The organism is Yersinia antarctica (genome assembly GCF_056636475.1).
Map to the genome: position 1 here is coordinate 2,950,880 of NZ_JBSJQF010000001.1, position 26,304 is coordinate 2,977,183.

The following is a 26,304-nucleotide window of genomic DNA, read 5'->3' on the forward strand; positions in this document are numbered from 1 at the left end:
CCTCACCAAATAACAGCAGAGACTTCTTTGGGGTAGTGGCAAATATTTGCTAAATTAGCGGCCGTTTCATTGATTGAATTACCGAGGTTGTATGTTGGAGTTTAAAGGCCAGGTTATTGATACCGATGCACAGGGTTATCTGAAAAATAGCACGGACTGGAGCGAGGCTTTAGCGCCCATACTGGCTGAACAGGAAGGGATTATACTCACTGAACCACATTGGGAAGTGGTGCGCTTTGTGCGTGCATTTTATCAAGAATTCAATACATCACCTGCAATCCGCATGCTGGTAAAGGCCATGGCACAAAAGTATGGTGAAGAGAAAGGTAATAGCCGATATCTGTATCGTTTATTCCCCAAAGGGCCAGCAAAGCAAGCAACCAAAATTGCAGGATTACCCAAACCCGTTAAGTGTATTTAACGACAGATAACAGTATTTAACGACGGATAGCTGTGTTCTGGTACTGCTCGTGAGTTAATAGCGGATGTTAAATTTTTCAAACGCGGTGCTCGGATAAGGTTCCGTCAGCAGGCGATCCACCCGCGCACCGCGTGGCCCCCCCAGCTTAATCCACTCAAGCAGGTGTTCAACCGCATGTTGCTCGCCGTAAGCCACCACTTCCACACTGCCATCATCACAATTTTTAGCGTAACCCGTCACACCCAGCGCTTGTGCCTGACGTTGCGTGCTATAGCGGAAACCCACGCCCTGAACAACGCCATAAACATAGGCGGCAGTGCATACTTTTGGCATATAGACTCCTCATCTACGTGATAATTTGCATTTTCCGGCTCATACTCCGACAATACTGCTCTTTTTTACCTAGCTGGCAGCAACTTAATTATGACCGTAAGCCTGATTCTTGCCAAAGGACGTGAAAAGTCCTTACTTCGTCGCCATCCGTGGATCTTCTCTGGGGCCGTTCAACGCCTTGAGGGGAGTGCCCTGCCCGGTGAAACCCTCGATATCCTTGATAGCCAGGGTAAATGGCTGGCCCGTGCCGCCTACTCTCCTGAATCACAAATTTTGGCACGAGTCTGGACGTTCCAACAAGATGAAGTTATTGACCGCGAGTTCTTCATCCGCCGTCTACAGCAAGCGCAAAGCTGGCGTGATTGGCTGGCAAAGCGTGATGGTTTGAACGGCTATCGCCTGATCGCCGGTGAGTCTGATGGCCTGCCGGGTATCACCATAGACCGCTTCCAGAACTTTCTGGTATTGCAGTTACTGTCGGCCGGCGCTGAATATCAGCGGGAAACGCTGGTTAGTGCCTTACAACATTGTTACCCAGAATGCTCTATTTATGACCGCTCCGATGTTTCCGTACGTAAAAAAGAAGGCTTACCTCTGACGCAAGGTACAATCAGTGGTGAAATGCCGCCTGACCTGCTGCCAATAACCGAAAACGGCATGCAACTGTTGGTTGATATTCAGCACGGCCATAAAACAGGATTTTATTTAGATCAGCGCGATAGCCGCCTGGCGGCGCGTAACTACGCCGATGGTCGCCGTGTTCTGAACTGTTTCTCTTATACCGGTGCCTTTGCTGTCGCAGCGCTGATGGGAAATTGTAAGCAAGTTATCAGCGTTGATACGTCACAAGCTGTACTGGATATAGCCAAACAAAACATTGAACTCAACCAGTTGGATTTGAGCAAAACCGAATTCATTCGGGATGATGTGTTCCAATTGCTGCGTAACTACCGCACGCAAGGGGAAAAGTTTGACATGATCATTATGGACCCACCGAAGTTTGTGGAGAACAAAAGTCAGTTGGCAAGTGCGTGTCGTGGCTACAAAGATATTAATATGTTAGCGATACAATTATTGCGCCCAGGCGGGATCTTGTTAAGTTTCTCCTGCTCTGGTTTGATGCCAACAGATTTATTCCAGAAAATTTTGGCCGATGCTGCGTTAGATGCAGGGCATGATATACAATTTATAGAACAGTTCCGTCAGGCAGCGGATCACCCGGTTATCGCGACATATCCAGAAGGTCTGTACCTGAAAGGGTTCGCGTGCCGGATAGTATGACTTGAAATGCCCTACACTGCCCTCATATAGAAGGCAGAGTAATGTTTCTCAGGAGGTTATCATGATTGCCAGCAAATTTGGTATTGGGCAGCAGGTCCGCCACAGCCTACACGGCTATTTGGGTGTAGTGATTGATATCGATCCTGAATATTCTCTCGAGCCACCGGAACCTGATGAGGTTGCAAACAACGCTATGTTGCGTTCGTCACCTTGGTATCACGTGGTTATTGAGGATGATGAGGGGCAACCGATACACACCTATCTAGCTGAAGCGCAACTAACCTATGAAGATATGGATGCTCACCCAGAGCAACCTTCATTGGATGAACTGGCGGCGTCCATCCGCCATCAGCTACAGGCTCCGCGTCTACGCAACTAAATCTTGAGATTTATCGATAAAACCCGGCGCTTAGTACCGGGTTTTTTATCGCCAAAATTAGCAACGTCGCGTATCACTGTTTTTCTAATCCCAGGCGCGGTATTTCAATCTTCGGACAACGGTCCATCACCACCTTTATTCCCGCATCTGCCGCCAAGGTAGCCGCCAACTCATTAATAACACCAATTTGTAACCACAGAACCTTGGCGCCGATAGCAATAGCATCTTGCGCAACGCCGTATGCAGCCTCGGCATTACGGAAAACATCCACCATATCGATAGCATGAGGAATATCCGCCAGTTCTGCATATGCCTGCTGACCCAATAATGATTTCCCCGCCAATTTAGGGCTAACAGGCGTGACTTGATACCCCTGCTGTAGCAGATAAGCCATAACACCATAACTTGGCCGCGATGGGTTATCACTCGCCCCGACTAATGCAATTGTTTTTACCTGTTGGAGAATGTCAGCAATATCTTTATCGTGCATTTTTCAGTTCCTCTGATGCGCTAAAAGAATATCCCAATCCATGTGCACCCGGAGGGATACTACCAATATTAGGCGATCCTCTAAGTGTACATCATGGGGAAAATGGATCATAAATGCGGTCAGATTGATTTGGTTTAAGAGATGTCGCAGTAATTACTGTTAGAGTGCCGGCTTTATCCTTATAATTCATCAGGATAAAAACGTTATATTTATACTGATCATTTCAAAAAGTAAATAAATGTGGGCGAACGGAAAGACTTTGACACATAATCTAGCCTGTCTGACAATGTACGCGGATATCACCCTCAGGAGCAGCACATGAAATTTGGTCTGGTGGTCGTAGGGATTTTGGCCGTTTGCTGTAGTGCTTCAGCTATCGCCACGACCTTAAAACTCGCGCCGGAAATTGACCTGTTGGTGGTCGATGGGAAAAATATGTCAGGATCCTTGCTAAAAGGAGCCGATAGCTTGGAATTAAACAGCGGTCAGCATCAAATTCTGTTCAAAGTGGCTAAACCACTGCCAGCCGATCCGAAAGTGTTGTATGCCTCTCCGCCATTAGTGGTGGTGTTTAATACCCGCAATGTTCGTTCAGTCGCCATAAAATTACCGGTCATTGATACCGAACGAGATGGGCATAAGTTTTCTAAAAACCCGGTATATCAGCTTATTGGAGATAATGGCCGCCCATTATCTGTGCGCCACGATGTATTACATCAGGACAATCTCAACACTGCCAGCACACTTGAAACTGCAATGGCCAGTTATAATGTTGGCCAATTTAGTGCTTCAGTTCCCTCTTTTGCCACCATTCCACCGTCAACTGTGAGTGCGGTGCCGGGGACCACTATTGCCGTGGCAGGGACAAATACCGCGCAGAATACCACCAGCCTGCAAGGGGAAAATGTTGCCGAACAGATGCTGCAATATTGGTTCCTGCAAGCCAACGCCGAAACTCAACAACGCTTCCTACTCTGGGCTAAAAAGCAACCGGGCAAATGATCCGTTTACGATAAGGCGGTTCTTAAACATCAGGTTATGCTTGTTTCCTCGCATTTCTTTGCGTTACCGCTATGCACAAAATCTCCGTTTCAGTAATCTGTTAGCAAACCGCTAGCATTTATTGAAGGATATCTTGATGGAACTGACTACCCGCACTATTGCGGTACGCAAGCATATTGCCCTTGTTTCCCACGATCACTGCAAAAAATCGCTGCTCGAATGGGTTATGGAAAATAAACAACTGCTGTCCCAGCACGAACTTTATGCCACAGGTACCACCGGAAACCTGGTACAAAAAGCCACCGGCATTGACGTTAACTGTTTACTAAGTGGTCCGATGGGGGGAGATCAAGAAGTGGGTGCGCTGATATCAAAGAAAAAAATCGATATTTTGATTTTCTTCTGGGACCCACTGAATGCTGTGCCGCATGATCCCGATGTGAAAGCCCTACTACGTCTGGCAACAGTCTGGAATATACCTGTCGCCACCAACCGCTCGACCGCAGACTTCTTAATTGGTTCTAACTTGTTTAGCAGCGAAGTTACCATCGCAATCCCTGATTATGATCATTACTTAAAACAGCGACTGCAATAAGCATTACGCCCGGTGCCACAACCACCGGGCGTAATGTATGCGATAGCTCCGTTAAGGTTTACGCTGAACAGGAACACCTAACTCGCTAAGTTGCTTAACAAAAATAGAGGGTTTTGCTGTATCTTGCAGTAACCAGACCTGGTGTTTCGCACGAGTCATTGCGACATATAATAAACGCCGCTCCTCCGCATCTGGGAAATCTTCCGGTGCCGGTAACAGCACATCTTCCACAATTGATTCCCGCGCTACTGCCGGAAAACCATCATTACCTTCATGCAGCCCTGCAATAATCACATAGTCGGCTTGCTGCCCTTTACTGGCATGAATAGTCATAAAATCAATCGTCAGTTTTGGCCAGCGAGTTGCCGCTTTTTGCAAAATCTCAGGCCGTAAATGGTGATAGCGGGCCAAAATCAAAATGCGCTCATCATCCTTAACAAAACCGCTTAATTTATCCAGCAAGGTGTCAAGCTGTTGGTCCGGTAAAATGATGACTGACTTTTTGTTACCTTTACTCAAGCTGTTAAGTGGCTTTTTCAATTGATGTGGGTTTTGCTGAATAAACCGGTTCGCAATTTCACCGATCCTATCATTAAAGCGGTAAGTGGTATCCAAGGCACATTCAGCCCCTTCACCGAAGTACTGGCTAAAAGCTGTAGTGAGCGAGAGCTGCGCGCCACTAAACCGATAAATCGCCTGCCAATCATCACCCACCGCAAATAAACAGGTTTGCTTATTTTGTTTGCGCAGTGCTGCCAGCAGCATAGCGCGTTGCGGTGAGATATCCTGAAACTCATCCACCAAAATATGCTTCCACGGACTAACAAAACGCCCTTTATCCAGTAAGTTAACTGCCTGATGAATCAAGCCGGAGAAATCAACCGCACCTTCTTCTTTCAACGCCGTTTTCCACGCTTTCAATAACGGTGCCATTAACCGTATACGTTTCTGGAAGAGATCACGCACTTCTTCATCGGCCTGCTCAATCATTTCGGCTTGACTACCACCGTGCATTCGCATCAGCCCTACCCAACGCTCCAGCCGCCCCGCCAATCTGGCTGCTAAACGTTTATCTTGCCAAAACTCACCCTCATCAACCTCCCACTCAAGCTCATCAGTTAGCCATTCACGCCACCCTTTTGCCCGCGCTTTTTTCTCACTACACTGCTGTTGCCAATTCTTAATCAATAACGACCTTCTGGCCTGGCTGTCTGATTCTAATTTACTGATTAGTGGTGTTTTACGGCTGCCTTGCTGGATAATCTGCAATGCCAGTGCATGGAAGGTTTTAGCCTGAATATCATCCACAGCTAACCGTTGCTTAATGCGATGATTCATCTCATCAGCCGCCTGACGGCCAAATGCGAGCAGTAAAATCTGCTCCGGTAATGCTTCATTACGGCGTAACAACCAACCGGCACGGGCTACCAGCACCGATGTTTTACCACTGCCGGCACCTGCCAGAACTAATACCGAGTCTTCGCCATTAACCACCGCCCGGCTTTGCGATTCATTCAGAGGGGAGGTTTCTACACTTTGGAAGAAATCTTGATGCTCTTCCAACATTCGGTTGGTCCATTGCTGATTCCGGCGTTCTACACTGCGACTACCTTGCTGCAACCAGCGCAAACAGATCTCATAATCTGCACGACAGGTCTCAAATTCGTTCAACCGCTGCACCGGTATTGGCAATGAGGCTAAAGCCTCGCGAATAGAGTGCTGCACCTGTCCTAACTCACTGCGTTTAAACCATTTATCCTGTTGCTCAATCCGCTTGATTGATTCCACTTGTTTATGTAAAACCTCAACACAAACCAAGCTCATCTCTTCACTCCATTGCTGCCAGATGCCCAGTAAATGTTGATAGAAACGTTGAGTTTCCTGCCATTCGGTGCCATGTAAACGGACAACTTGTTGGTCTGGCAATTCAAATTCCAGTTCGCCCCAGACAATACCGCGCTTACATTCAATGTTAACCAACTGGTTAAAAGGAATTAGGTACTGATGTTTATCACCGCATACTTCGATGCCAGCATTGAGCAAACGCACCCGGTTGTAAGGGTGCTGAGCCAAATGCTTGCCAAAAGATGTCGCTTTAAGTTCCATATCTGCGCGCCATTACTCGTATTAAGTGAATTGAAATAACACAATGGAGTGTAAATAAAATAATTGAGTTTAAACAACAGGTATCCGATAGTTGACAACGGAAACTAACCCGCTCTATTCATATAGAATGGTTAGCGTTTGTTATCACTCATCCGCGTTGCGGTTTTTTTATTCAGCTAGGCAGATAAATCACTATGCGTACTGTACTGAATATTCTTAATTTTGTTTTAGGTGGTTTCTTCACCACACTGGGCTGGCTATTCGCCACAGTCGTCAGTGTCGTTCTGATTTTTACCTTACCATTAACGCGCTCTTGCTGGGAAATTACCAAATTATCATTTCTTCCATATGGCAATGAGGCGATCCATGTCAATGAATTATACCCAGAAAAAAGTAATGCTCTGATAACTGCAGGCGGCTCGTTACTGAATATTGTCTGGTTCATTTTATTTGGTTGGTGGCTGTGTTTATCCCATATCGCCACAGGGATTGTGCAATGCATAACCATCATTGGTATCCCGGTCGGTATTGCCAATTTTAAAATTGCTGCTATTGCTTTGTGGCCCGTGGGCCGCCGTGTCGTTTCAGTCGAAATGGCACAGCAAGCGAGAATGGCTAACGCTCAACGCCAATATCAGCAACGCTGAATTTTCAGTTTTAGAGGTTTTTTGTGCTCACTTTCGTCACTGGTTTACGCCGTTATGTCTACAATAGTAGCCTGCTTTATCATGCCCGTATTTTTATCGCGTTGGCGGGAGTAACGGCGGTTCCGTGGTGGATTGGTCAGCCCAAACTGACAATTCCGTTAACACTCGGTGTCGTCGCGGCAGCACTTACTGATCTTGATGACCGCCTGACAGGGCGATTACGCAATTTATTCATTACGCTGATCTGTTTTTTTGTCGCCTCCGCATCGATAGAGTTGTTATTTCCTTATCCCTGGTTTTTTGCCCTCGGTCTGACCTTTTCAACCTGTGGTTTTATTCTGCTGGGGGCTTTGGGGCAACGCTATGCAACCATTGCCTTTGGCGCATTGCTAATTGCTATCTACACCATGTTGGGTACCTCGATGTACCATATCTGGTACCAACAGCCGCTACTGCTGCTGCTCGGAGCTGTTTGGTATAACGTACTGACCTTGTGCGGACACCTTATTTTCCCTATCCGCCCCTTGCAGGATAATCTAGCTCGTTGCTACCAGCAGCTTGCTCACTATTTGGAAGCAAAAGCTAATCTCTTCGATCCTGATATCGAATCTGATGTCGACCAGCCTCTTATTGATGTGGCGATGGCCAACGGCACACTGGTATCAACCTTAAATCAGGCCAAAGCCTCACTGGTGACTCGCTTGAAAGGTGATCGGGGCCAGCGTGGGACCAGACGGACACTTCACTACTATTTTGTCGCACAAGATATTCATGAACGCGCCAGCTCGTCACATGTCCAATATCAGGTTCTACGAGAGAAATTCCGTTACAGCGACGTGCTATTCCGCTTTCAGCGCTTACTGAGTATGCAAGCCAGAGCCTGCCTGCAACTTTCGCAATCCATTCTGATGAGACAAAAGTATCAGCATGATCCTCGCTTCGAGCGAGCCTTTACGTTTTTAGATGCGGCACTGGCCAGAGAACTCGCGCAAAACGAGAATATCCCGCAAGTTAAAGCCCTTTCCCACTTACTGAGAAATTTACGGGCTATTGATGCCCAATTGGCGGGAATTGAATCCGAACAAGTATTAGCCGAAGGCCCTCAGCCCGAGAGCCGTTTGTCTGACGACCACATTACCGGATGGAGTGATATCAAGCTGCGTATCAGCCGCCATCTCACCCCACAATCTGCACTATTTCGCCACGCAGTTCGCATGTCAGTGGTGCTATGTCTCGGTTATGCGTTTATTCAACTAACAGGCATGCGCCACGGCTATTGGATCCTACTGACCAGTCTTTTTGTCTGCCAACCTAACTACAATGCGACGCGCCGCCGCCTTGCATTGCGTATAATTGGCACGCTAGCGGGTATTCTTATTGGTTTGCCTATCCTGTATTTTGTGCCTTCCATTGAGGGGCAACTCATCCTTATTGTCATTACCGGGGTACTATTTTTTGCTTTCCGTAATGTTCAGTATGCTCATGCAACGATGTTTATTACCCTGCTGGTTTTGCTCTGTTTTAACCTATTAGGGGAAGGATTTGAGGTTGCCGCACCTCGGGTATTTGATACCCTGCTAGGCTGTGCCATCGCCTGGGTAGCGGTGAGTTTTATCTGGCCGGATTGGAAGTTCCGCCACCTCCCTGCGGTGGTTCATAAAACGCTGAATGCCAACTGCCGCTATTTGGATGCAATTCTGGTGCAATACTATCAAGGCAAAGATAATAGCCTGCCCTACCGTATAGCCCGCCGTGATGCACATAATTGCGACGCGGAGTTAGCCTCAGTGATCTCAAATATGTCTGCCGAACCCAAAAATGACAAAGAAACTCAGGAGGCAGCATTCCGATTGCTCTGTCTGAACCACACGATGCTGAGCTATATATCCGCGCTGGGTGCTCATCGAGAGAAACTGAGCAACACCGCCACCCTGAATCTGCTTAATGATGCGATTTGTTATGTCGAGGGTACACTTGAGCAAGAGCAGCCTGACAGCGCGAAAATGGCCCAGGTGCTAGCCAGCTTATCTACCCGGCTACAGAACTGTAATCCTGAGCCGGAGAGCAAAGACCAATTGGTTTTACAACAAATAGGTTTATTGCTTGAACTGTTACCTGAACTCAGTGAACTGAATAGGCACATCAGCCAGACTAATTAAGATTGGGGCCATTCCCGATGGCCCCGCTATGCTGTTTCAAACTGCGTAATGTTGGGCGAACGGATGTGTATCTCAAACCATTCAATAAGTTCACTACGCATCAATAAAGGCAGCACAGCATAATGGTGGCCACTTATCGCCCCAGCAAGCGCCAATAATACATTAACCCCGAGTGAGCGCCTTAATGCACGTAACTTCAGATAACAGCATTTGGCCCCTTCACGCCGCAGTTCCGCCGCATTCTTGATGACGGCTTTCCACAATAGTCGTTCAAGGCTGGCACTGAGATTCGGCAAATCTTTCAGACGAACTGTTGGCCCTTTTTTGCTTAAAATCTCAGCTTTCGCCCCTTGATAAGCGCGTGTAGCAAAATGACTTAGTGTGCACTCATCACTCCATAATGCAGAGTCTACCCAATAATAACGCAGCAATACCGGTAACCCGCGTTTAGCGTAGACAAAGTTACTCATCCCCCGACTGCGGAATAGCGTTTCTATCTTATTATTAGCGCGTAAATACAGTTCGCCGTCCGAAATCACCGCAAACATAATGCCGTTCGCCAATAGGCCATAGCCACCAAATTGCGAACGAACTGTGATCTTGCCTAAAAAATCGAAACGATCCTGTGCTTGCATGATTTTGTTTTCTGATGCGTTTTCCATAACTACTCCTTTAGTAAAAATCCAATCCAACGTCCCTATCCAGTTGCAATAAGTGTAAGAGGAACAACCAATTAAAAAATACGCAATATGGATTACCTAGCCAAACACAAAATGAATTTGCACGGATTTACATCACAATTATGCGAAGCGTCTTGTAAAAATTTAGTTGATCTTCGAACAAACAGTGACTACTGTATATGCATACAGCACACTACAGGCGAGGTTCATAATGCGTACTCAATCACTAAAACCTTATAATGCTAATTATCATTCTCTTATTAGCCGTGAAACACCGGAAAGAGTTGATGCTCCAACAGATAGTGGCCTTATCAGTGAACTTGTGTACAGTGAAAACCAGCCTGCGGTAACTCAGTTATTGCTTCCTTTATTGCAACAACTTGGTAAGCAGTCTCGGTGGCTTTTATGGCTGGCCCCACAACAGAAATTAAGTCGTTTATGGTTACAGCATTCAGGCTTACCAATAGATAAAGTCGTTCAGTTACGGCAAATCAATCCATTGTCGACTGTTGATGCAATGGAGAAGGCATTATTGACGGGAAATTACAGTGTCGTTCTTGGTTGGCTACCGGAGTTGTCAGAAAATGATCGAATCAGATTACGTTTGGCAGCAAAGTTAGGGAATGCTTATGGGTTTGTTATGCGTCCGTTGAATGACATAAAACTGAACCAAGGACAGTGCGCAACGTTAAAAATTCATTCTTCTTTGTATCATTAAGTAAATTTAGGATTTATCCCATGAATTATTACAATATTTAGCGCTTACTCCTATAAAACCGGCATAAAGCGAGTCGGAATGCGGCTTGCAGCAGAAAATAACGTCTAGAAAACGCGGGTTTTTACCGCTAAATCGTTAAAGATAATGCACTATTTCGCTTTTTTTTCAGGCGGTTTATCACATCACACTTGTAACTTTCTCGCCACGTTGTAGACTTTACATCGCCAAGGTTGCTCTAAAACGCCAAATTATACTGGCAGCGTGATTAACGGGAGCGTTAAAACCTTGGCGAAGAATTTTAACCAAGGGCTTAGCTTTTTAAAGCTCATTGCCTATTTGGATGATAACGAGGCGTAAAATGAAAAAGACAGCTATCGCATTAGCAGTGGCACTGGCTGGTTTCGCTACAGTAGCGCAAGCCGCACCGAAAGATAACACCTGGTACACCGGTGGTAAACTGGGTTGGTCCCAGTATCAAGATACTGGCACTGGCGGTATCTATGGCAACGTTGGCAACGACGGTCCTACCCATAAAGACCAACTGGGTGCTGGTGCGTTCTTGGGTTACCAAGCAAACCAATACCTGGGCTTTGAAATGGGATACGACTGGCTTGGCCGTATGCCTTACAAAGGCGACGTAAATAACGGCGCATTCAAAGCACAAGGCGTACAGCTGGCTGCTAAACTGAGCTACCCAATTGCTCAGGACTTGGACCTGTACACCCGTCTGGGTGGTCTGGTTTGGCGCGTAGATTCTAGCGCTTACGATGCTCCTACTGATAGCCGTGCTAGCAACCATGACACCGGTGTTTCTCCACTGGTAGCGCTGGGTGCAGAATATGCATGGACCAAAAACTGGGCAACCCGTATGGAATACCAATGGGTTAGCAACATCGGTGATAAAGCTACCGTTGGTGCTCGTCCAGACAATGGCATGCTGAGCCTGGGTGTTTCTTACCGTTTCGGTCAGGAAGATGCAGTAGCGCCAGTAGTTGCTCCAGCACCAGCTCCAGCTCCAGTTGTTGACACTAAGCGTTTCACACTGAAATCTGACGTGCTGTTCGCTTTCAACAAAGCAACTCTGAAACCAGAAGGCCAGCAAGCTCTGGACCAACTGTATGCACAACTGAGCTCTATCGATCCTAAAGACGGTTCTGTAGTTGTTCTGGGCTTCGCTGACCGTATCGGTCAACCAGCACCGAACTTAGTTCTGTCTCAGCGTCGTGCTGACAGCGTGCGTGATTACCTGGTTTCTAAAGGTATCCCTGCTGACAAAATCACCGCTCGCGGTGAAGGTCAAGCAAACCCAGTTACTGGTAACACCTGTGACAACGTGAAACCACGTGCTGCTCTGATCAATTGCCTGGCACCAGATCGTCGCGTAGAGATCGAAGTTAAAGGCTACAAAGAAGTTGTAACTCAGCCACAGGCTTAAGTTTACTCCTTTCGTAAAAAACCCCGCATTGCGGGGTTTTTTTTGTCATCAATGATAACAAACCAGGCCACATCTCTTTTCTTAATGGCTCTATATCAATATCAACTTTTATCTAATTCATACCAAGACAGGTTAAATCTCTTTACCGAGAATATCCTGTAAGTCCTGTTTCAAAGATGACATCTGGTTGGCATATTTCTCTTTACGCTCAGCATCTTCAATTAACTGCACCACTGTATCTGACAGAGTATTGCCACGGCGCCGGGCTAGAGCTGCCAAACGCTGCCAAACCAGAAATTCCAGATCGATCGACTTTTTGCGCGTATGCTGATGCTCAGCATTGAAATGGCGCTTACGTCTGGCGCGGATAGTCTGCTTCATCCGCGTCGCCAGTTGTACGTTCATATGAGTGTCAATCCACTCCAGCACCTTTACTGGTTCACTTTCCAGTTTCATCAATTGCTCTACTGCGTCTGTAGCTGCACTGTTTTCAATGTGGCGGGTAATGGCTTCACCTTCACGGTGTTTTTTTACCAAATACGCCCATTTCCAACCACTTTCCAGATTTTCCAGTTGTTGATATTTCATCGTGAGCTCTTTAGTGACCGTGTAACTTAAGTCAAGCATAACAGTTTTACGCAGAATTTCACCCTACTAAAAGCCTATGATTAGTTTGTTTTTTGTACGGAATACTGCCGATGTCTTACTCCTTGCTACCAACTGCCACTCTACGTATATGCAGCCTGCTTTATTCTTGTATAATCGCCCTTTCCCTTTTTGACGATTGCATCTATTACTTTGACCAATAACCGACTTGAATGGCAGTCAATGCTGCCGAACGCAACGCCCTATGAAGCGTTATTTACTACTGCCTCCCTGTTGGAGCCGGTTTCTTTCTCGGCGATTCAGCCCCGGTTAGAGAATGGCATGACGCTATTTTGTCATCCACAATCTCAACCGCGTTTTATGCTGATTAAAGCACAGGAGAGTACTGAGTATCTGGCATTGATCGCGCAGGCAGTTAAAGAGCTGCAACCTGAAGCCTCTGCCGTGTTTGGTGGCGATTATCAGATTGATACCAATCTAGTGACCTGGCAGCCGGCACAACGTGGTGACGAGCCTTTTGCGGCACATTCACGCTGTCTCTATCAGGAATGGATAGAACCAGAACAACTGTTTGGTTGTGTTAGATGGCATAAAGATCAAATCAGTCTGCAACCCGGCTTGGTTCATCAGGCTAATGGCGGCATATTGATCCTGTCAGTACGGGCATTACAAGCTCAACCACTGATGTGGCTGCGTCTGAAACAGATGATTGTCCAGCAGCGCTTCGATTGGTTGTCACCTGATGAAACTCGCCCTCTGCCAGTACACATTCCCTCTATGCCACTGGATCTGCGCCTGATTCTCGTTGGCGACCGTCTGGGCCTTGGCGATTTCCACGATATGGAACCCGAGTTAGGTGAATTGGCTATCTATGGCGAGTTCGAAGTCGAGCTGCCGCTGGTCGATATCGATGGCATGACCCTATGGTGTGGCTATATCAATGCGTTATTGCAGGAAAAGCAGTTGCCATCTTTATCTGCCGATGCCTGGCCAGTTCTGTTTCGTCAGGCAGTGCGCTACAGCGGTGATCAGGGCAGTCTGCCGCTGTGCCCAGTATGGCTAACTGGCCAGTTGGCAGAAGCAGCGCTGTATGCTGAAGAAGAGTCAATTACAGCCAATGCGCTGGACATTGCCTTGAATGCCCGTGATTGGCGTAATAGTTATCTTGCTGAGCGGATGCAAGATGAGATTGAACTAGGGCAAATTTTGGTTGATACCGAAGGGTTAGTCGTCGGTCAGATTAATGGTTTGTCGGTACTGGAATACCCAGGTCACCCTTATGCTTTTGGCGAACCTGCACGTATCAGTTGTGTGGTTCACTTGGGTGATGGCGAGTTTGTTGACGTTGAACGTAAAGCAGAACTGGGCGGTAATCTACATGCTAAAGGCATGATGATTATGCAAGCATTCTTGATCTCAGAATTGGAACTTGATCAGCCGCTACCCTTCTCGGCTTCGATTGTTTTTGAGCAATCCTATGGTGAGGTCGATGGTGATAGCGCATCACTGGCCGAGCTTTGCGCCTTGATCAGTGCCCTTTCGCAGCAGCCTATCAACCAGCAAATTGCGGTCACAGGCTCTGTTGATCAGTTTGGTAATGTGCAGCCTATTGGCGGCGTAAATGAAAAGATCGAAGGCTTCTTCGAAGCTTGTCAGCGTCGCGGGTTGACGGGCACTCAAGGGGTGATTCTACCGACGACCAATGTCCGTCATTTATGCCTGAATCAGGCAGTGATTGAGGCGGTACAAAATGGTCAGTTCCATCTCTGGGCGGTTGATAGCGCCGCTGAAGCACTGCCGTTATTGACAGGCATGGTGTATGCCGACGAGCAGCAACCAAGCCTGTTAGGTATAATTCAAGAGCGAATCTCACAGGTTAATCCGCAGGACAGACACCGTTGGCCTTGGCCATTACGCTGGCTAAACTGGTTCAACCAGGGCTGATCGGACTTGCTCAGCGTACAGGTGTACGCTATTCTGCGCACTTCACTAAAATAAGGCTTACTGAGAACATGGTAGATAAACGCGAATCCTATACAAAAGAAGACCTTGAAGCATCAGGCCGTGGCGAACTGTTTGGCGCTGGCGGACCACCATTGCCAGCAGGCAATATGTTAATGATGGACCGTGTCGTCAAGATGACAGAAGACGGCGGTACCTATGGCAAAGGTTATGTGGAAGCGGAACTGGATATCAATCCAGATCTATGGTTCTTCGGTTGCCACTTTATCGGTGATCCTGTAATGCCAGGCTGCCTGGGCCTTGATGCTATGTGGCAATTGGTTGGGTTCTATCTTGGCTGGTTAGGTGGCGAAGGCAAAGGTCGCGCGCTGGGTGTCGGTGAAGTTAAATTCACCGGTCAGGTACTGCCTGAAGCCAAAAAAGTAACATATCGTATTAATTTTAAACGCGTTATTATGCGTAAATTAATTATGGGTGTCGCGGACGGTGAAGTTTTGGTTGATGGCAAAGTGATTTACACTGCCACCGACTTGAAAGTCGGTCTGTTTAAAGACACCAATACTTTCTAATATCTGTTATCCCTGTGCAGGGGCAGTTACTCCCCTGCACCATAATAATGATGCCACGAGGCATTTTTTTTAACCCAAGTGACTACAATAAATGTAGTCACCTGTTGAATGTTAATTTTCAGCCCACGCTCAGCCAAAACCACAATAATGATGTGAGGAATGGAATGCAAAGAACCCGCCTTGAAGACATGCCTTGCCCGATTGCCCGCTCTCTTGAACGCGTCGGCGAATGGTGGAGCATATTAATCATCCGCGATGCCTTTCAGGGGTTAACGCGGTTTGATGAATTTCAGCAAAGTTTGCAGCTATCACCCACTATCCTCACCCGCCGCCTAAAGTATCTGGTGGAAAGTGGAATCCTTGAAAAGCGGCTCTATAATCCGCGTCCTGCCCGCTATGAGTATTTACTGACTGAGCGTGGCAATGATTTTTTCCCAGTGATGGCGGCACTATTCCAGTGGGGTAATCAGCATTTTGCACCACTTGGTCCTGCGGTAGTTCTCGCAGATCGCCGTACAGGTAATCCGGTAGAAACTATCTTACTGGACAGAAATACCGGGCAACCTATTTGTGCACAAGATGTCACTCTTGCGGCAGGCTCCGTCAAGAGCGATATAATTAATAAACGGTTGGCACTGATGCATGGCAAACAGTCAATAGATACCAGGTAACAGTCTCACTCAATTAAGTCTCAAAAGGAAAAACAATGAATACGCGCCGTGTAGTAATTACAGGTATGGGTGTGGTTTCCCCGTTAGGCTGTGGTAGCGAAACTGTTTGGCAACGTTTGCTGGCAGGGCAATCCGGCATCCGTATTCTGCCGGATGAGATTGTCGGTGATTTGTCAGCTAAGATTGGTGGGCAAGTGCCTACACTTGACGCAGACTCAGAAGCAGGCTTTGATCCTGATAAAGCTGTTGCGCCAAAAGATCAGAAGAAAATGGATCGTTTCATTGCGTTTGCGATGGCGGCGGCAGATGAAGCTATTACCCAAGCCGACTGGCATGCTGACGATGTAGAAAAACAGGAACGTACCGCTACCGTGATTGGTTCTGGTATTGGCGGTTTCCCTGCAATTGCCCATGCCGTACGCACCACCGACACTCGCGGGCCAAAACGCCTCTCCCCTTTCACAATACCTTCATTTTTGGTGAATTTGGCTGCGGGTCATGTTTCTATTAAACATCATTTTAAAGGGCCAATTGGCGCGCCCGTCACCGCTTGTGCGGCGGGAGTGCAAGCTATTGGTGATGCGGTGCGGATGATCCGCAACGATGAAGCGGATGTTGCCTTATGTGGTGGCGCTGAAGCCGCGATTGATAAGGTCAGTTTGGCTGGTTTTGCTGCAGCTCGTGCTCTATCAACCGGTTTTAATAGCACACCTGAGAAAGCCTCCCGTCCCTTCGACAGTGCTCGCGATGGTTTTGTGATGGGGGAAGGTGCCGGTTTACTGATTATTGAAGAATTGGAACATGCTCTCGCCCGTGGCGCACAACCGTTAGCTGAGATTGTCGGCTACGGTACCAGTGCTGATGCCTACCATATGACCTCTGGAGCTGAAGATGGTGATGGCGCATATCGCGCAATGAAGATCGCATTGCGTCAGGCTAAAATTAAGCCAGAACAAGTTCAGCATCTTAATGCGCATGCAACCTCAACTCCGGTGGGGGATCTTGGCGAAATCAATGCGATTAAACACTTATTTGGTGAAGGTAATACCTTAGCCATTACCTCAACCAAGTCAGCCACCGGGCATTTGCTGGGGGCGGCTGGCGGATTGGAAACCATCTTCACGGTACTGGCACTGCGTGATCAAATCGTGCCTGCCACTCTGAATTTGGAGAATCTGGATGCCGCGGCCAAGGGGTTGAATATTGTGGCAGGTAAAGCTCTCCCCCATGAGATAACCTATGCACTGTCAAATGGCTTCGGTTTTGGCGGGGTTAACGCGAGTATCTTGCTAAAACGCTGGGCTGAATAATTTGGTCAGACCTCGATGAGTTGACGCCAGTCAATGATTCGGGTGAGCGAATTCAGACAACAATGCTGCAGCGACAAGTACCACCTGTATTACTCAAAGTAATTGGTGTTGCAGCTAGGCGGCAAATGAGTGAATCCCGATGAGTTGACACTAGTCAATGATTCGGGTGAGCGAATGCAGCCAACAATGCTGCAGCGACAAGTACCACCTGTATTACTCAAAGTAATTGGTGTTGCAGCTAGGCGGCAAATGAGTGAATCCCGATGAGTTGACACTAGTCAATGATTCGGGTGAGCGAATGCAGCCAACAATGCTGCAGCGACAAGTACCACCTGTATTACTCAAAGTAATTGGTGTTGCAGCTAGGCGGCAAATGAGTGAATCCCGATGAGTTGACACTAGTCAATGATTCGGGTGAGCGAATGCAGCCAACAATGCTGCAGCGACAAGTACCACCTGTATTACTCAAAGTAATTGGTGTTGCAGCTAGGCGGCAAATGAGTGAATCCCGATGAGTTGACACTAGTCAATGATTCGGGTGAGCGAATGCAGCCAACAACGCTGCGGCACCAAGTACGAAGAGTAAAAATGAAAACCTCCGCAATATGCGCATAAAGCGGAGGTGATCCCTTAGTCTGACAGAGAGCCGCTTAAGCGGTCACAGCCCTGTCCTCCATGGCTTGTCGCCAACCTCCTAACCAATGCGATCTGGCGTCTAAAGCTTGATAGGGACAAATTTCCCTTGAACGCCCTGAAATACCTGCTTGATACCCGCGTGACAACGCCCTTTCCAGGCGATCTCTTTTCTGTCTCTTCATGCCTCGTTTCCCTCATCTTTCGGTCTGGTGGAAAGAAAACAGTGACCACTTTATGTGCAGTCACAATTAAGTGATAGACCTTAGGAAACAGAAAAGCAATGCGCAAAATTCACGCCAATGTCATATTTGTGAGCTATGTCCGCTGAATTTGCTAAGTGATTGATTTGGGATAACTGAAAGCAATATATTGATATTAAACAAAAAACCCTCTTTCGCAGTAATTTTTCATTAGCAACGAAAGAGGGTTTGACTGATATTAGACTAAATTAGAACAAAATATTACTTAACGTTTTGTAACTGAGCAGCAATAACCTTGGCTTCCTGCTGCCAGCCCTGCGCCAAGGTTCGGATCAGAGCATCGTAGCCGTCTTCACTCTGTTTAAGCTCGAGATCGAATGGCTGCTTAATCAACTGTCCCTGATGTTTCAGTATCCACACACCACGAATGACGGCGCGACCATCATAGCGGCCATGGAAGCCGGTTACAGTCACATTGAGGACATCCTGATCGCTATCCAGTGGTTGTGAAGAGACCAACCAACCCGGCAGCGCATTACTCAGATTGGTTACCAAGGTTTGCTGCAACTGTTGATCCAGTGGACTGGCCCACAAGTTGTTGCTGGCAATGACATACTGTACATCATTGGTTTGGTATACCACTCCCGTCGCAGCCAGATAATCAGCAACACCAACATGTTCAATCCATAATTGCCTTGAAGCAACACTACTACTGACCGTAGCAGGTGCGCTGAGTGCCGGTAACTGATAGTAGGTTTTGCCGGGTTCGCTACTGCAAGCGCTAAGTAACAGCGCTGCGAGAACTGCCATCCATTTCATCATTTTTTGGCCTTCTTAGGCTGAGGATCCTGACTTCCTGCCGCTTCAAATACCAGCGCGTTACTCTTCTCATTCAGCGTACGCAATACTGGCTGTAATTCACGCAAGACCTGATCTAACCGTTGCATATCACCCACCATCTTGTTGTAGGCCGGTGAACCTGGCTGGAAGCCTTTCATGCTGCGATTCAACTCATTCAGGGTTTTTTGCAGATCTTTGGGGAGATCCTGCATCGCCGGGCTTGAGGTGATTGCAGTCAATGCCGCCAAGGTTTTCTGAGTTTCACGCATCGTTTTCTGACTTTCAGCCAGTGTCTTCGTGACTTCATTCACCATTGGATCCAGAGGTAGACTATTAATCTTATCCAGTGTTTGCATCAATTTCTGCTGAATTTGCGCTAAACCACCACTGACTGTGGGCAGCAATGGATAGCCCGCCACTTCCAACGGCCCTTTCCACGGTTTGGCATCTGGGTAGAAATCCAGATCAATAAACAGCGCCCCCGTCAGCAAGTTACCTGATTTCAATGAGGCACGTAGCCCGCGTTCTTTGGCTGTTTTCAATATTTGCGCAAAGTTGGTATCCGAGCCTAAATCATCGCGGAAACGGCCTGGCTCAATGCGAATAAGCACCGGAATACGGAAATCATTATCAACTCGCTGCCTCATACCTTCGGTGAAGAACGGCACATCGGCCACAGTACCCACACGAATACCACGGAACTCTACCGGCGCACCAGACTGCAAACCACGTACAGAGTCGGAGAAGAACAACAAGAAATCTTCATGTTCAGTGAACAGAGAATTTTGAATGCTGCTGCGATTATCAAACAGTTTGAATTCAGCTTTATCTGCCGTGACCGGTTTGCCCAGATCCAAACCATCAGGCACATCGAAACTTACGCCACCACTGAAAAGGGTTGCCAGCGATGCCATTTCAACTCGCATTCCTTGTGATGATAGATCGACCGCTACACCACTGTCCTTCCAGAAACGGACATTACTGGTGACCAGACTGTCATAAGGCGCACCAATAAATAACTGATAACGCATTAAGCGTGACTTGGCATCGAAGGTGCTGGTTTCTACCGATCCGACCCGGTAGCCACGGAACAATACCGGGTCGCCAGCATTCAACTGCCCAGCCTGTTCGCTGTCCAGAATGATACGCACCCCTTTAGCATCAGGTGAGGCCAGCGGTGGGGAATCCAATAAGGTGAATTCACTTAATGATTTACCTTTGCTACCCGGTTGCAGCTCAATGTAAGCACCGGAAAGTAGTGTTCCCAGGCCAGATACACCCTCACGGCCAATCTGCGGCTTCACCACCCAGAAGACGGTATCGCCATGTAACAGGGTATTCATGCCTGAGCTGAGCCGTGCCTGCACGATAACATGGTTCAGATCCTCACTCAGCGTGACCTGCTCTACGATACCGACATCCACACTACGACTTTTTATTTTTGTTTTACCTGCTTCAATACCTTCGGCATTCAGTGTGGTCAATACCACCTGTGGCCCCTGGTGGCTGAAATGATAAAACAAAATCCATGCGCCAATCAGCACAGTGACAATCGGGATGATCCACACCGGCGACCATCGCTTGATTTTTTCAATTTCCGCCACATTCTGGCTGGGATTATTGTCCGTCACCTTGCGGCTCCTTTTGGGTTGATTCACTGATTCGATCCCAGGTTAAACGAGGATCAAAGGTTAATGCAGCAAACATTGTCAGAACCACTACCATGGCAAATAGCAGTGCACCAATCGCTGGATAAATACTCATCAGTTGCCCAATACGGACTAATGAAGAGAGCACAGCAATAACAAAGACATCGATCATTGACCAACGGCCAACAAATTCCACGATTTCATAGATGAAATGCATCCGTTCAGTATCGCTATTACCTTTACCTTTTGCATCCCAACACAGCCAGGCAATCGCTAACATTTTTAACGATGGCACCATGATACTGGCGATAAAAATCACCATCGCCACCGGATAAGAACCTTCGCTCCACAAGAAAATGACCCCCGCCATAATGGTAGAACCCATTTGACTCCCCAGACTTTCGGTAATCATAATCGGCATCAAATTAGCCGGAATATAGAGCAGAATCGAGGTGATCAATAGGGCCATTGTCCACTGCAAGCTATGGCGACGACGAACATAGCCATGAGTATGGCAGCGCGGGCATTGCACCTGGGATTGCGGCAAAATTGCGGTACAACAAGAACAGGATCGCAACCCCTGACGCAAACCAGTACGGCCCGCAACCAACGGGAGCTTCAGTTCAGGAGCCGGGGCAATATCCTGCCACATCCAATGACGATCGACACATTGGAAGGCGCGGACTTGTAACAGACAAAATAGGCAATAGGGGATAAAACTGCTGCCAATACCGATGTCGCCATACGCCATCAGTTTGACAAAGCTCACCAGCACACCGGCGAGGAAGATCTCAACCATGCACCAGCTTTTAAATTGGAATAACGCTTTCGCTATTGCGGCTTTCAAGTGGGCTGGCATCCGCACCCGCAGGCAAAGCAGGATGATGGCTACCATACAGAATGCCGGTATCAACTGAACCAGTACCATAAATAACGTTGCCATGCTGGCATAGTTATCTGACACCATGACTCTGGGTATTTGGAGTAAGGTAATTTCGCTGGTGATCCCGGCCACACGCATGTTGACGAACGGAAACATATTAGCCAGTAATAGCATAAATAATGCGCTAACCGCGTACCCCACAGGGCGCTTGCGTGGCTCATCCCACCTAGTAGTCAGTGTGGTTTTGCAACGCGGACATACCGCTTTAGTGCCATAAGGCAGGGAGGGTAAGGCCACTGACATGTCGCACTGCCGGCACAGGATGACATTCCCTGACTGCCCGCCGTGTTTAGGCTCAATAACAGAATACAATATCTATGTCCTTACGGCTGGCCTGTATATCCCTTCATCTTTCAACATGCAGATGGTTGGCTGTTCCGTTACTCCGCCATCCATGGTTCTCGCCTCTATCAGGCCGCTGCAAGCTACCTTCCTGCACGTTGAAATCTATTGGGTATTGTTGAACACCGTTCTATCAAGAGACTTACTATAACAATAGACATAATATCGTATTGCACGTCATCTGGTAGAACGGTGGTTACACATTTTTAACCGTTTTTCTGAGCTTCCAGCTCTTCCCAACGACCAAATGCTACTTCTAACGCCTGTTCAGCATCAGCTAATGCTTTCAAGACCTGTTGTGTCTCTTCATGCGGGCGGGAGAAGAAATCTGCGTGACCAACTTCAGCCTGTAACTCACTGATTTCATTTTCCAGTTTTTCTAGCTGTTGCGGTAACTGATCCAACTCACGTTGTAAGTTATAGCTCAACTTACCCGGGCGCTTCGCGGCGGGAGCATTACTCTTAACCGGTGTCGCAGTTTTGGTTTCTTCAACTTTAGCCGCTACCTGACGGATAGGTTTTGCCTCAGCACGTTGCTGATGCGCGTCATAATAGCCGCCAACAAAACTATTGATCTGGCCAGTACCTTCAAAGATCCAACATTCAGTCACTGAGTTATCAACGAATTGACGGTCATGGCTTACCAACAGCACTGTGCCCTGATAGCTATCAACCATCTCTTCCAACAACTCCAGTGTTTCCACATCCAGATCGTTGGTCGGTTCATCGAGAATCAGCAAGTTGCTAGGCTTAAGGAATAATTTAGCCAATAACAGGCGATTACGCTCACCACCAGACAGCGCTTTCACCGGTGTCATTGCGCGTTTAGGGTGGAACAAGAAGTCTTGCAGGTAACCGAGTACATGGCGCGAGCGGCCATTTACCATCACTTCTTGCTTACCTTCTGCCAGGTTATCCATCACCGTACGTTCGGGATCAAGTTCTGCCCGATGCTGGTCAAAATAAGCCACTTCCAACTTGGTGCCACAATGTACTTTGCCGCTGTCCGCTTTAAGCTGACCGAGCATCAGTTTCAGTAATGTCGTTTTACCGCAACCATTTGGGCCCACCAGCGCGATTTTATCGCCACGCTGTACTTGTGCGGTAAAATCTTTCACTAATACTTTGCCATCAATCTGATAGTTAACATTCTCCAGATCAAAGACAATTTTGCCTGAACGCACAGTCTCTTCGACTTGCATCTTGGCTGTGCCCATCACTTCACGGCGTTCAGAACGCTCCATGCGCAGCGCTTTCAGCGCGCGCACACGGCCCTCGTTACGGGTGCGGCGCGCTTTGATACCTTGGCGTATCCACACTTCTTCCTGCGCCAGTTTGCGGTCAAATTCAGCGTTTTGCAGCTCTTCAACCCGCAGTGCTTCTTCTTTGCTGGCAAGATACAGTTCGTAATTCCCTGGCCATGACACCAATTTGCCACGATCAAGGTCGACAATACGGGTCGCCATCGCGCGGATAAAGGAACGGTCATGAGAGATAAACACGATGCTGCCCTGGAATTCTTTCAGGAAGCCTTCCAGCCAATTAATGGTTTCGATGTCCAAATGGTTGGTCGGTTCATCCAGCAGCAGCACTTTCGGCGAGCTTACCAGCGCACGGCCTAGTGCTGCTTTACGCAACCAACCACCTGACAGTGATGAAAGTTCGGCATCAGCAGATAAACCAAGTTGAACCAGCACTTCCTGAATGCGGCTGTCTAATTGCCACAAACCTTGATGGTCCAGAATCTCCTGCAATGCCGCCAGACGATTGAGGTTCTTCTCACTTGGGTCTAACTCAACCTGATGCAAGCTTGCGTGGTAGGCTTTTAAATGTTCAGCCTGTTCTTGCACGCCTTCAGCCACAAAGTCAAACACGGTACCGGCCACATTGCGTGGTGGGTCTTGTTGCAGACGCGCCACAATCAAATCTTGCTCATAAATGATGCGGCCATCATCCAGTGCGACTTCTTTGCTCAAAATTTTCAATAAGGTGGATTTACCTGCGCCATTACGGCCCACCAGACAAACGCGCTCGTTTGCCTCAATATGCAATTCAGTATTATCCAATAAAGGTGCATCGCTGAACGACAGCCAGGCACCGGACATGCTAATTAACGACATAGTTTCTACTTTTCCTCGTGGCTGTGGGTGACCAGCCAACAGTTGTGGATTTGACGATTACGGGCAAAGTCTTCTGATTGTGTCTGAGCTGTTATCTCTTTCGCTTCCAGCCCTAACGCCTTTATCCCGTCCAAATCCATCTGGAAACCGCGCTTATTGTTCGAGAACATGATTGTTCCCTTACGGCGCAGTAACCGTTTAAGTTCTTTCATCAGCACTAAGTGATCGCGCTGAACATCAAAGGTGGTCTCCATACGCTTGGAGTTGGAGAAAGTCGGTGGATCAATGAAGATCACATCGAACTGCTCATCGGTGTTACTGAGCCATGAAAGGCAATCAGCCTGAATCAAGCGGTGTTGTTGGCCAGTTAAGCCATTCACCCGCAAATTCTTCTCGGCCCACTCCAGATAGGTACGCGACATATCAACCGTCGTGGTACTGCGCGCACCACCCAAGCCGGCATGAACACTGGCCGTACCGGTATAGGCAAACAGGTTAAGGAAGTCTTTACCCTGGCTCATTTTACCTAGCATCTGGCGAGCGATACGGTGATCAAGGAACAGACCGGTATCGAGGTAATCGGTCAGGTTAACCCATAGCTTGGCGTTATATTCACTCACCAGCAGGAATTCACCTTTTTGTGCCAGCTTTTCGTATTGGTTTTTGCCCTTCTGGCGCTCACGGGTTTTTAATACCAATTGATTGGATGGGAGATCCAGTACCGCAAGGGTGGCATTAATCACATCAAATAAGCGCTGGCGGGCCTTTTGCGCATCAATCGTTTTCGGCGGCGCATATTCCTGTACCACCACTTTGCTGCCGTAACGATCGACGGCCACATTATAATCAGGCAAATCGGCATCATACAGACGGTAGCATTCGATACCCTGCTGTTTGGCCCACTTATCCAGCTTTTTCACGTTTTTACGTAGACGGTTGGCATAATCTTCTGCCACCTGAACACCCGCAGCACCCTGTGGATTCGCCGCTAACTGATAGTTTTTCTGCACGCAATCCAGCGGGCCATTTTTCGCTTTAAATTCACGTTCCGCCCGCAGTTGCAGGCAACTCAGCAATTCCGGTGATGCACTGAACAGCGATAAACGCCAGCCACCAAATGCCGATTTCATGATGCGACCGAGCATATTATGCAATGCAATCAATGCCGGCTCGCTTTCCAACCGCTCACCGTAAGGCGGGTTACTGATAACCGTGCCTACCGGCCCTTCCGGCAGGGGGTTCACTAACTTACTGACATCATTGGCATTGAAGCTAATCAGCTCTGATACCCCAGCGCGGCGGGCATTAGCACGCGCCATTTCGATAACTCGTCTGTCGATGTCTGAACCGAAGAAGCGAGAAGTGGTTGCCTGCAAACCATTGCGGGCACGCACTTGCGCCTCGGTGGTCAATTCACGCCATAGCACTTCGTTGAAGGCACTCCAGGCGGTAAAGCCCCAATGGGCGCGATGCAAACCAGGGGCGCGATCAGAGGCTATCATTGCCGCTTCAATCAGCAATGTACCGGAACCACACATCGGATCGACCATCGGTGTACCTGACTGCCAGCCAGAACGCTGGATAATTGCCGCTGCCAGGTTTTCTTTCAGGGGAGCCTGACCGGTCAGATCACGGTAGCCGCGCTGATGCAGCCCTTCACCACTGAGATCCAATGCCACACTGGCCATATCCCGTTGTAGGAAAACATTCACCCGAATATCCGGTTGCTGCTTGGCAACCGTTGGGCGCTGCTCCAACTTACGGGTAAAGCTGTCAACAATGGCATCTTTTACTTTCAATGCACCGTACTGGCTGTTGCGGATTTCATCATTCACGCCGCTAAAGTGCACAGCAAAGGTTTTATCCACACCAAAAATTGACGGCCAGTCGATCGCCTGCACCCCGAGGTACAAGTCCAAATCGCTGTAAACTTTAAATTCGTTAAGCGGTAACAAGATGCGCGAAGCCAGGCGGCTCCACAGCAGGCTTTGGTACATGAGTCGATCGTCACCCTGAAAATGTACCCCACCCTGTACTATTTTACAGTCGTGAGCGCCCAGCGCTTCGAGTTCGCTTTTTAACAGTTCTTCCAGTCCACGCGCCGTGCTGGCAAACAGAGAGTTCATATCGCACTATCACCAAAAAGAAAATTGTTGCGCATTATAGCTAATCCCAGCAGCTTGTCATAAAGTTGCTCCTTCTTATTTAAT

At 48.0% G+C, this 26,304-nt stretch carries 24 protein-coding genes; 13 read left to right on the forward strand and 11 right to left on the reverse strand.

Annotated features, from left to right (window positions below; translation table 11 throughout):
- Window positions 1-91: 91 nt before the first annotated feature.
- Window positions 92-421 (forward strand): sulfurtransferase TusE, encoded by a 330-nt coding sequence (gene tusE / locus ACWJJO_RS13795; protein ID WP_083158481.1) that lies wholly within the window; start codon window positions 92-94, stop codon window positions 419-421.
- A gap of 54 nt (window positions 422-475) precedes the next feature.
- Here tusE and yccX read toward each other — a convergent pair whose 3' ends face one another.
- Window positions 476-754, reverse strand: a complete 279-nt coding sequence (gene yccX, locus ACWJJO_RS13800; RefSeq protein WP_442847728.1) for an acylphosphatase — start codon at window positions 752-754, stop codon at window positions 476-478.
- Window positions 755-844: 90 nt separating this feature from the next.
- Here yccX and rlmI point away from each other — a divergent pair, with 90 nt between their 5' ends.
- Window positions 845-2,035 carry a 23S rRNA (cytosine(1962)-C(5))-methyltransferase RlmI gene (gene rlmI / locus ACWJJO_RS13805; protein ID WP_083158479.1) on the forward strand — a complete coding sequence of 397 codons (1,191 nt, stop codon included), beginning with the start codon at window positions 845-847 and terminating at the stop codon, window positions 2,033-2,035.
- A 61-nt stretch (window positions 2,036-2,096) separates the two neighbouring features.
- Window positions 2,097-2,414, forward strand: a complete 318-nt coding sequence (hspQ, locus tag ACWJJO_RS13810) for a heat shock protein HspQ (protein WP_083158478.1) — start codon at window positions 2,097-2,099, stop codon at window positions 2,412-2,414.
- A 73-nt stretch (window positions 2,415-2,487) separates the two neighbouring features.
- On the opposite strand, the gene ACWJJO_RS13815 is transcribed toward hspQ, so the two are convergent.
- Window positions 2,488-2,904 (reverse strand): CoA-binding protein, encoded by a 417-nt coding sequence (locus tag ACWJJO_RS13815; protein ID WP_083158477.1) that lies wholly within the window; start codon window positions 2,902-2,904, stop codon window positions 2,488-2,490.
- A gap of 318 nt (window positions 2,905-3,222) precedes the next feature.
- Between ACWJJO_RS13815 and ACWJJO_RS13820 the strand changes: the two genes are divergently transcribed.
- Together ACWJJO_RS13820 and ACWJJO_RS13825 are read left to right on the forward strand one after the other, a co-directional pair.
- A complete protein-coding gene (locus ACWJJO_RS13820; protein WP_193784636.1) occupies window positions 3,223-3,906 on the forward strand; it encodes a DUF2057 family protein in 684 nt (227 codons plus the stop codon).
- A gap of 136 nt (window positions 3,907-4,042) precedes the next feature.
- Window positions 4,043-4,501, forward strand: a complete 459-nt coding sequence (locus ACWJJO_RS13825; RefSeq protein WP_481091151.1) for a methylglyoxal synthase — start codon at window positions 4,043-4,045, stop codon at window positions 4,499-4,501.
- 51 nt (window positions 4,502-4,552) lie between these two features.
- Here ACWJJO_RS13825 and helD read toward each other — a convergent pair whose 3' ends face one another.
- Window positions 4,553-6,607 carry a DNA helicase IV gene (helD, locus tag ACWJJO_RS13830; protein ID WP_481091152.1) on the reverse strand — a complete coding sequence of 685 codons (2,055 nt, stop codon included), beginning with the start codon at window positions 6,605-6,607 and terminating at the stop codon, window positions 4,553-4,555.
- Window positions 6,608-6,801: 194 nt separating this feature from the next.
- Here helD and ACWJJO_RS13835 point away from each other — a divergent pair, with 194 nt between their 5' ends.
- Both ACWJJO_RS13835 and yccS read left to right on the forward strand, forming a co-directional pair.
- Window positions 6,802-7,254 carry a YccF domain-containing protein gene (locus ACWJJO_RS13835; RefSeq protein ID WP_083158474.1) on the forward strand — a complete coding sequence of 151 codons (453 nt, stop codon included), beginning with the start codon at window positions 6,802-6,804 and terminating at the stop codon, window positions 7,252-7,254.
- A 23-nt stretch (window positions 7,255-7,277) separates the two neighbouring features.
- Window positions 7,278-9,413: a YccS family putative transporter gene (yccS, locus tag ACWJJO_RS13840; RefSeq protein ID WP_083158473.1), complete on the forward strand. Its 2,136-nt coding sequence runs from the start codon at window positions 7,278-7,280 to the stop codon at window positions 9,411-9,413.
- Window positions 9,414-9,439: 26 nt separating this feature from the next.
- Here yccS and ACWJJO_RS13845 read toward each other — a convergent pair whose 3' ends face one another.
- Entirely contained in the window at window positions 9,440-10,075 is a 636-nt protein-coding gene (locus ACWJJO_RS13845; RefSeq protein WP_481091153.1) for a TfoX/Sxy family DNA transformation protein, read from the reverse strand.
- A gap of 229 nt (window positions 10,076-10,304) precedes the next feature.
- Between ACWJJO_RS13845 and sulA the strand changes: the two genes are divergently transcribed.
- Window positions 10,305-10,811: an SOS-induced cell division inhibitor SulA gene (gene sulA / locus ACWJJO_RS13850; protein WP_372559313.1), complete on the forward strand. Its 507-nt coding sequence runs from the start codon at window positions 10,305-10,307 to the stop codon at window positions 10,809-10,811.
- Between the two features lie 358 nt (window positions 10,812-11,169).
- Window positions 11,170-12,246, forward strand: a complete 1,077-nt coding sequence (gene ompA, locus ACWJJO_RS13855) for a porin OmpA (RefSeq protein ID WP_083158470.1) — start codon at window positions 11,170-11,172, stop codon at window positions 12,244-12,246.
- A 132-nt stretch (window positions 12,247-12,378) separates the two neighbouring features.
- Here the strand turns inward: ompA and matP are convergent, their stop codons facing one another.
- Window positions 12,379-12,834, reverse strand: coding sequence for a macrodomain Ter protein MatP (gene matP, locus ACWJJO_RS13860; RefSeq protein WP_083158469.1), 456 nt, complete (start codon window positions 12,832-12,834; stop codon window positions 12,379-12,381).
- Between the two features lie 210 nt (window positions 12,835-13,044).
- On the opposite strand from matP, the gene ACWJJO_RS13865 reads away from it, so the two are divergent.
- The 4 genes from ACWJJO_RS13865 to fabF all read left to right on the forward strand — a co-directional run bounded on the left by ACWJJO_RS13865 (window position 13,045) and on the right by fabF (window position 17,364).
- A complete protein-coding gene (locus ACWJJO_RS13865) occupies window positions 13,045-14,796 on the forward strand; it encodes an AAA family ATPase (protein ID WP_481091154.1) in 1,752 nt (583 codons plus the stop codon).
- Between the two features lie 68 nt (window positions 14,797-14,864).
- Window positions 14,865-15,383, forward strand: coding sequence for a bifunctional 3-hydroxydecanoyl-ACP dehydratase/trans-2-decenoyl-ACP isomerase (fabA, locus tag ACWJJO_RS13870; protein ID WP_083158467.1), 519 nt, complete (start codon window positions 14,865-14,867; stop codon window positions 15,381-15,383).
- Between the two features lie 164 nt (window positions 15,384-15,547).
- Window positions 15,548-16,054, forward strand: coding sequence for a winged helix-turn-helix transcriptional regulator (locus ACWJJO_RS13875; protein WP_481091155.1), 507 nt, complete (start codon window positions 15,548-15,550; stop codon window positions 16,052-16,054).
- 35 nt (window positions 16,055-16,089) lie between these two features.
- Window positions 16,090-17,364 (forward strand): beta-ketoacyl-ACP synthase II, encoded by a 1,275-nt coding sequence (fabF, locus tag ACWJJO_RS13880; protein ID WP_083158465.1) that lies wholly within the window; start codon window positions 16,090-16,092, stop codon window positions 17,362-17,364.
- Window positions 17,365-18,014: 650 nt separating this feature from the next.
- Here fabF and rmf read toward each other — a convergent pair.
- The 6 genes from rmf to rlmKL form a co-directional block, all read right to left on the reverse strand.
- Window positions 18,015-18,182, reverse strand: coding sequence for a ribosome modulation factor (gene rmf / locus ACWJJO_RS13885; RefSeq protein WP_005170911.1), 168 nt, complete (start codon window positions 18,180-18,182; stop codon window positions 18,015-18,017).
- 279 nt (window positions 18,183-18,461) lie between these two features.
- The gene (pqiC, locus tag ACWJJO_RS13890) at window positions 18,462-19,022 is read right to left on the reverse strand and encodes a membrane integrity-associated transporter subunit PqiC (protein ID WP_083158464.1); all 561 of its coding nucleotides are present in this window, start codon (window positions 19,020-19,022) and stop codon (window positions 18,462-18,464) included.
- Entirely contained in the window at window positions 19,019-20,671 is a 1,653-nt protein-coding gene (pqiB, locus tag ACWJJO_RS13895) for an intermembrane transport protein PqiB (protein ID WP_193784634.1), read from the reverse strand. Before pqiB ends, pqiC begins: the two co-directional genes overlap by 4 nt.
- Entirely contained in the window at window positions 20,658-21,944 is a 1,287-nt protein-coding gene (gene pqiA, locus ACWJJO_RS13900; RefSeq protein WP_420073599.1) for a membrane integrity-associated transporter subunit PqiA, read from the reverse strand. Before pqiA ends, pqiB begins: the two co-directional genes overlap by 14 nt.
- 236 nt (window positions 21,945-22,180) lie before the next feature.
- Window positions 22,181-24,094, reverse strand: coding sequence for an ABC transporter ATP-binding protein (locus ACWJJO_RS13905; protein WP_481091156.1), 1,914 nt, complete (start codon window positions 24,092-24,094; stop codon window positions 22,181-22,183).
- A 5-nt stretch (window positions 24,095-24,099) separates the two neighbouring features.
- Window positions 24,100-26,220: a bifunctional 23S rRNA (guanine(2069)-N(7))-methyltransferase RlmK/23S rRNA (guanine(2445)-N(2))-methyltransferase RlmL gene (gene rlmKL / locus ACWJJO_RS13910; protein WP_481091157.1), complete on the reverse strand. Its 2,121-nt coding sequence runs from the start codon at window positions 26,218-26,220 to the stop codon at window positions 24,100-24,102.
- Window positions 26,221-26,304 lie beyond the last annotated feature (84 nt).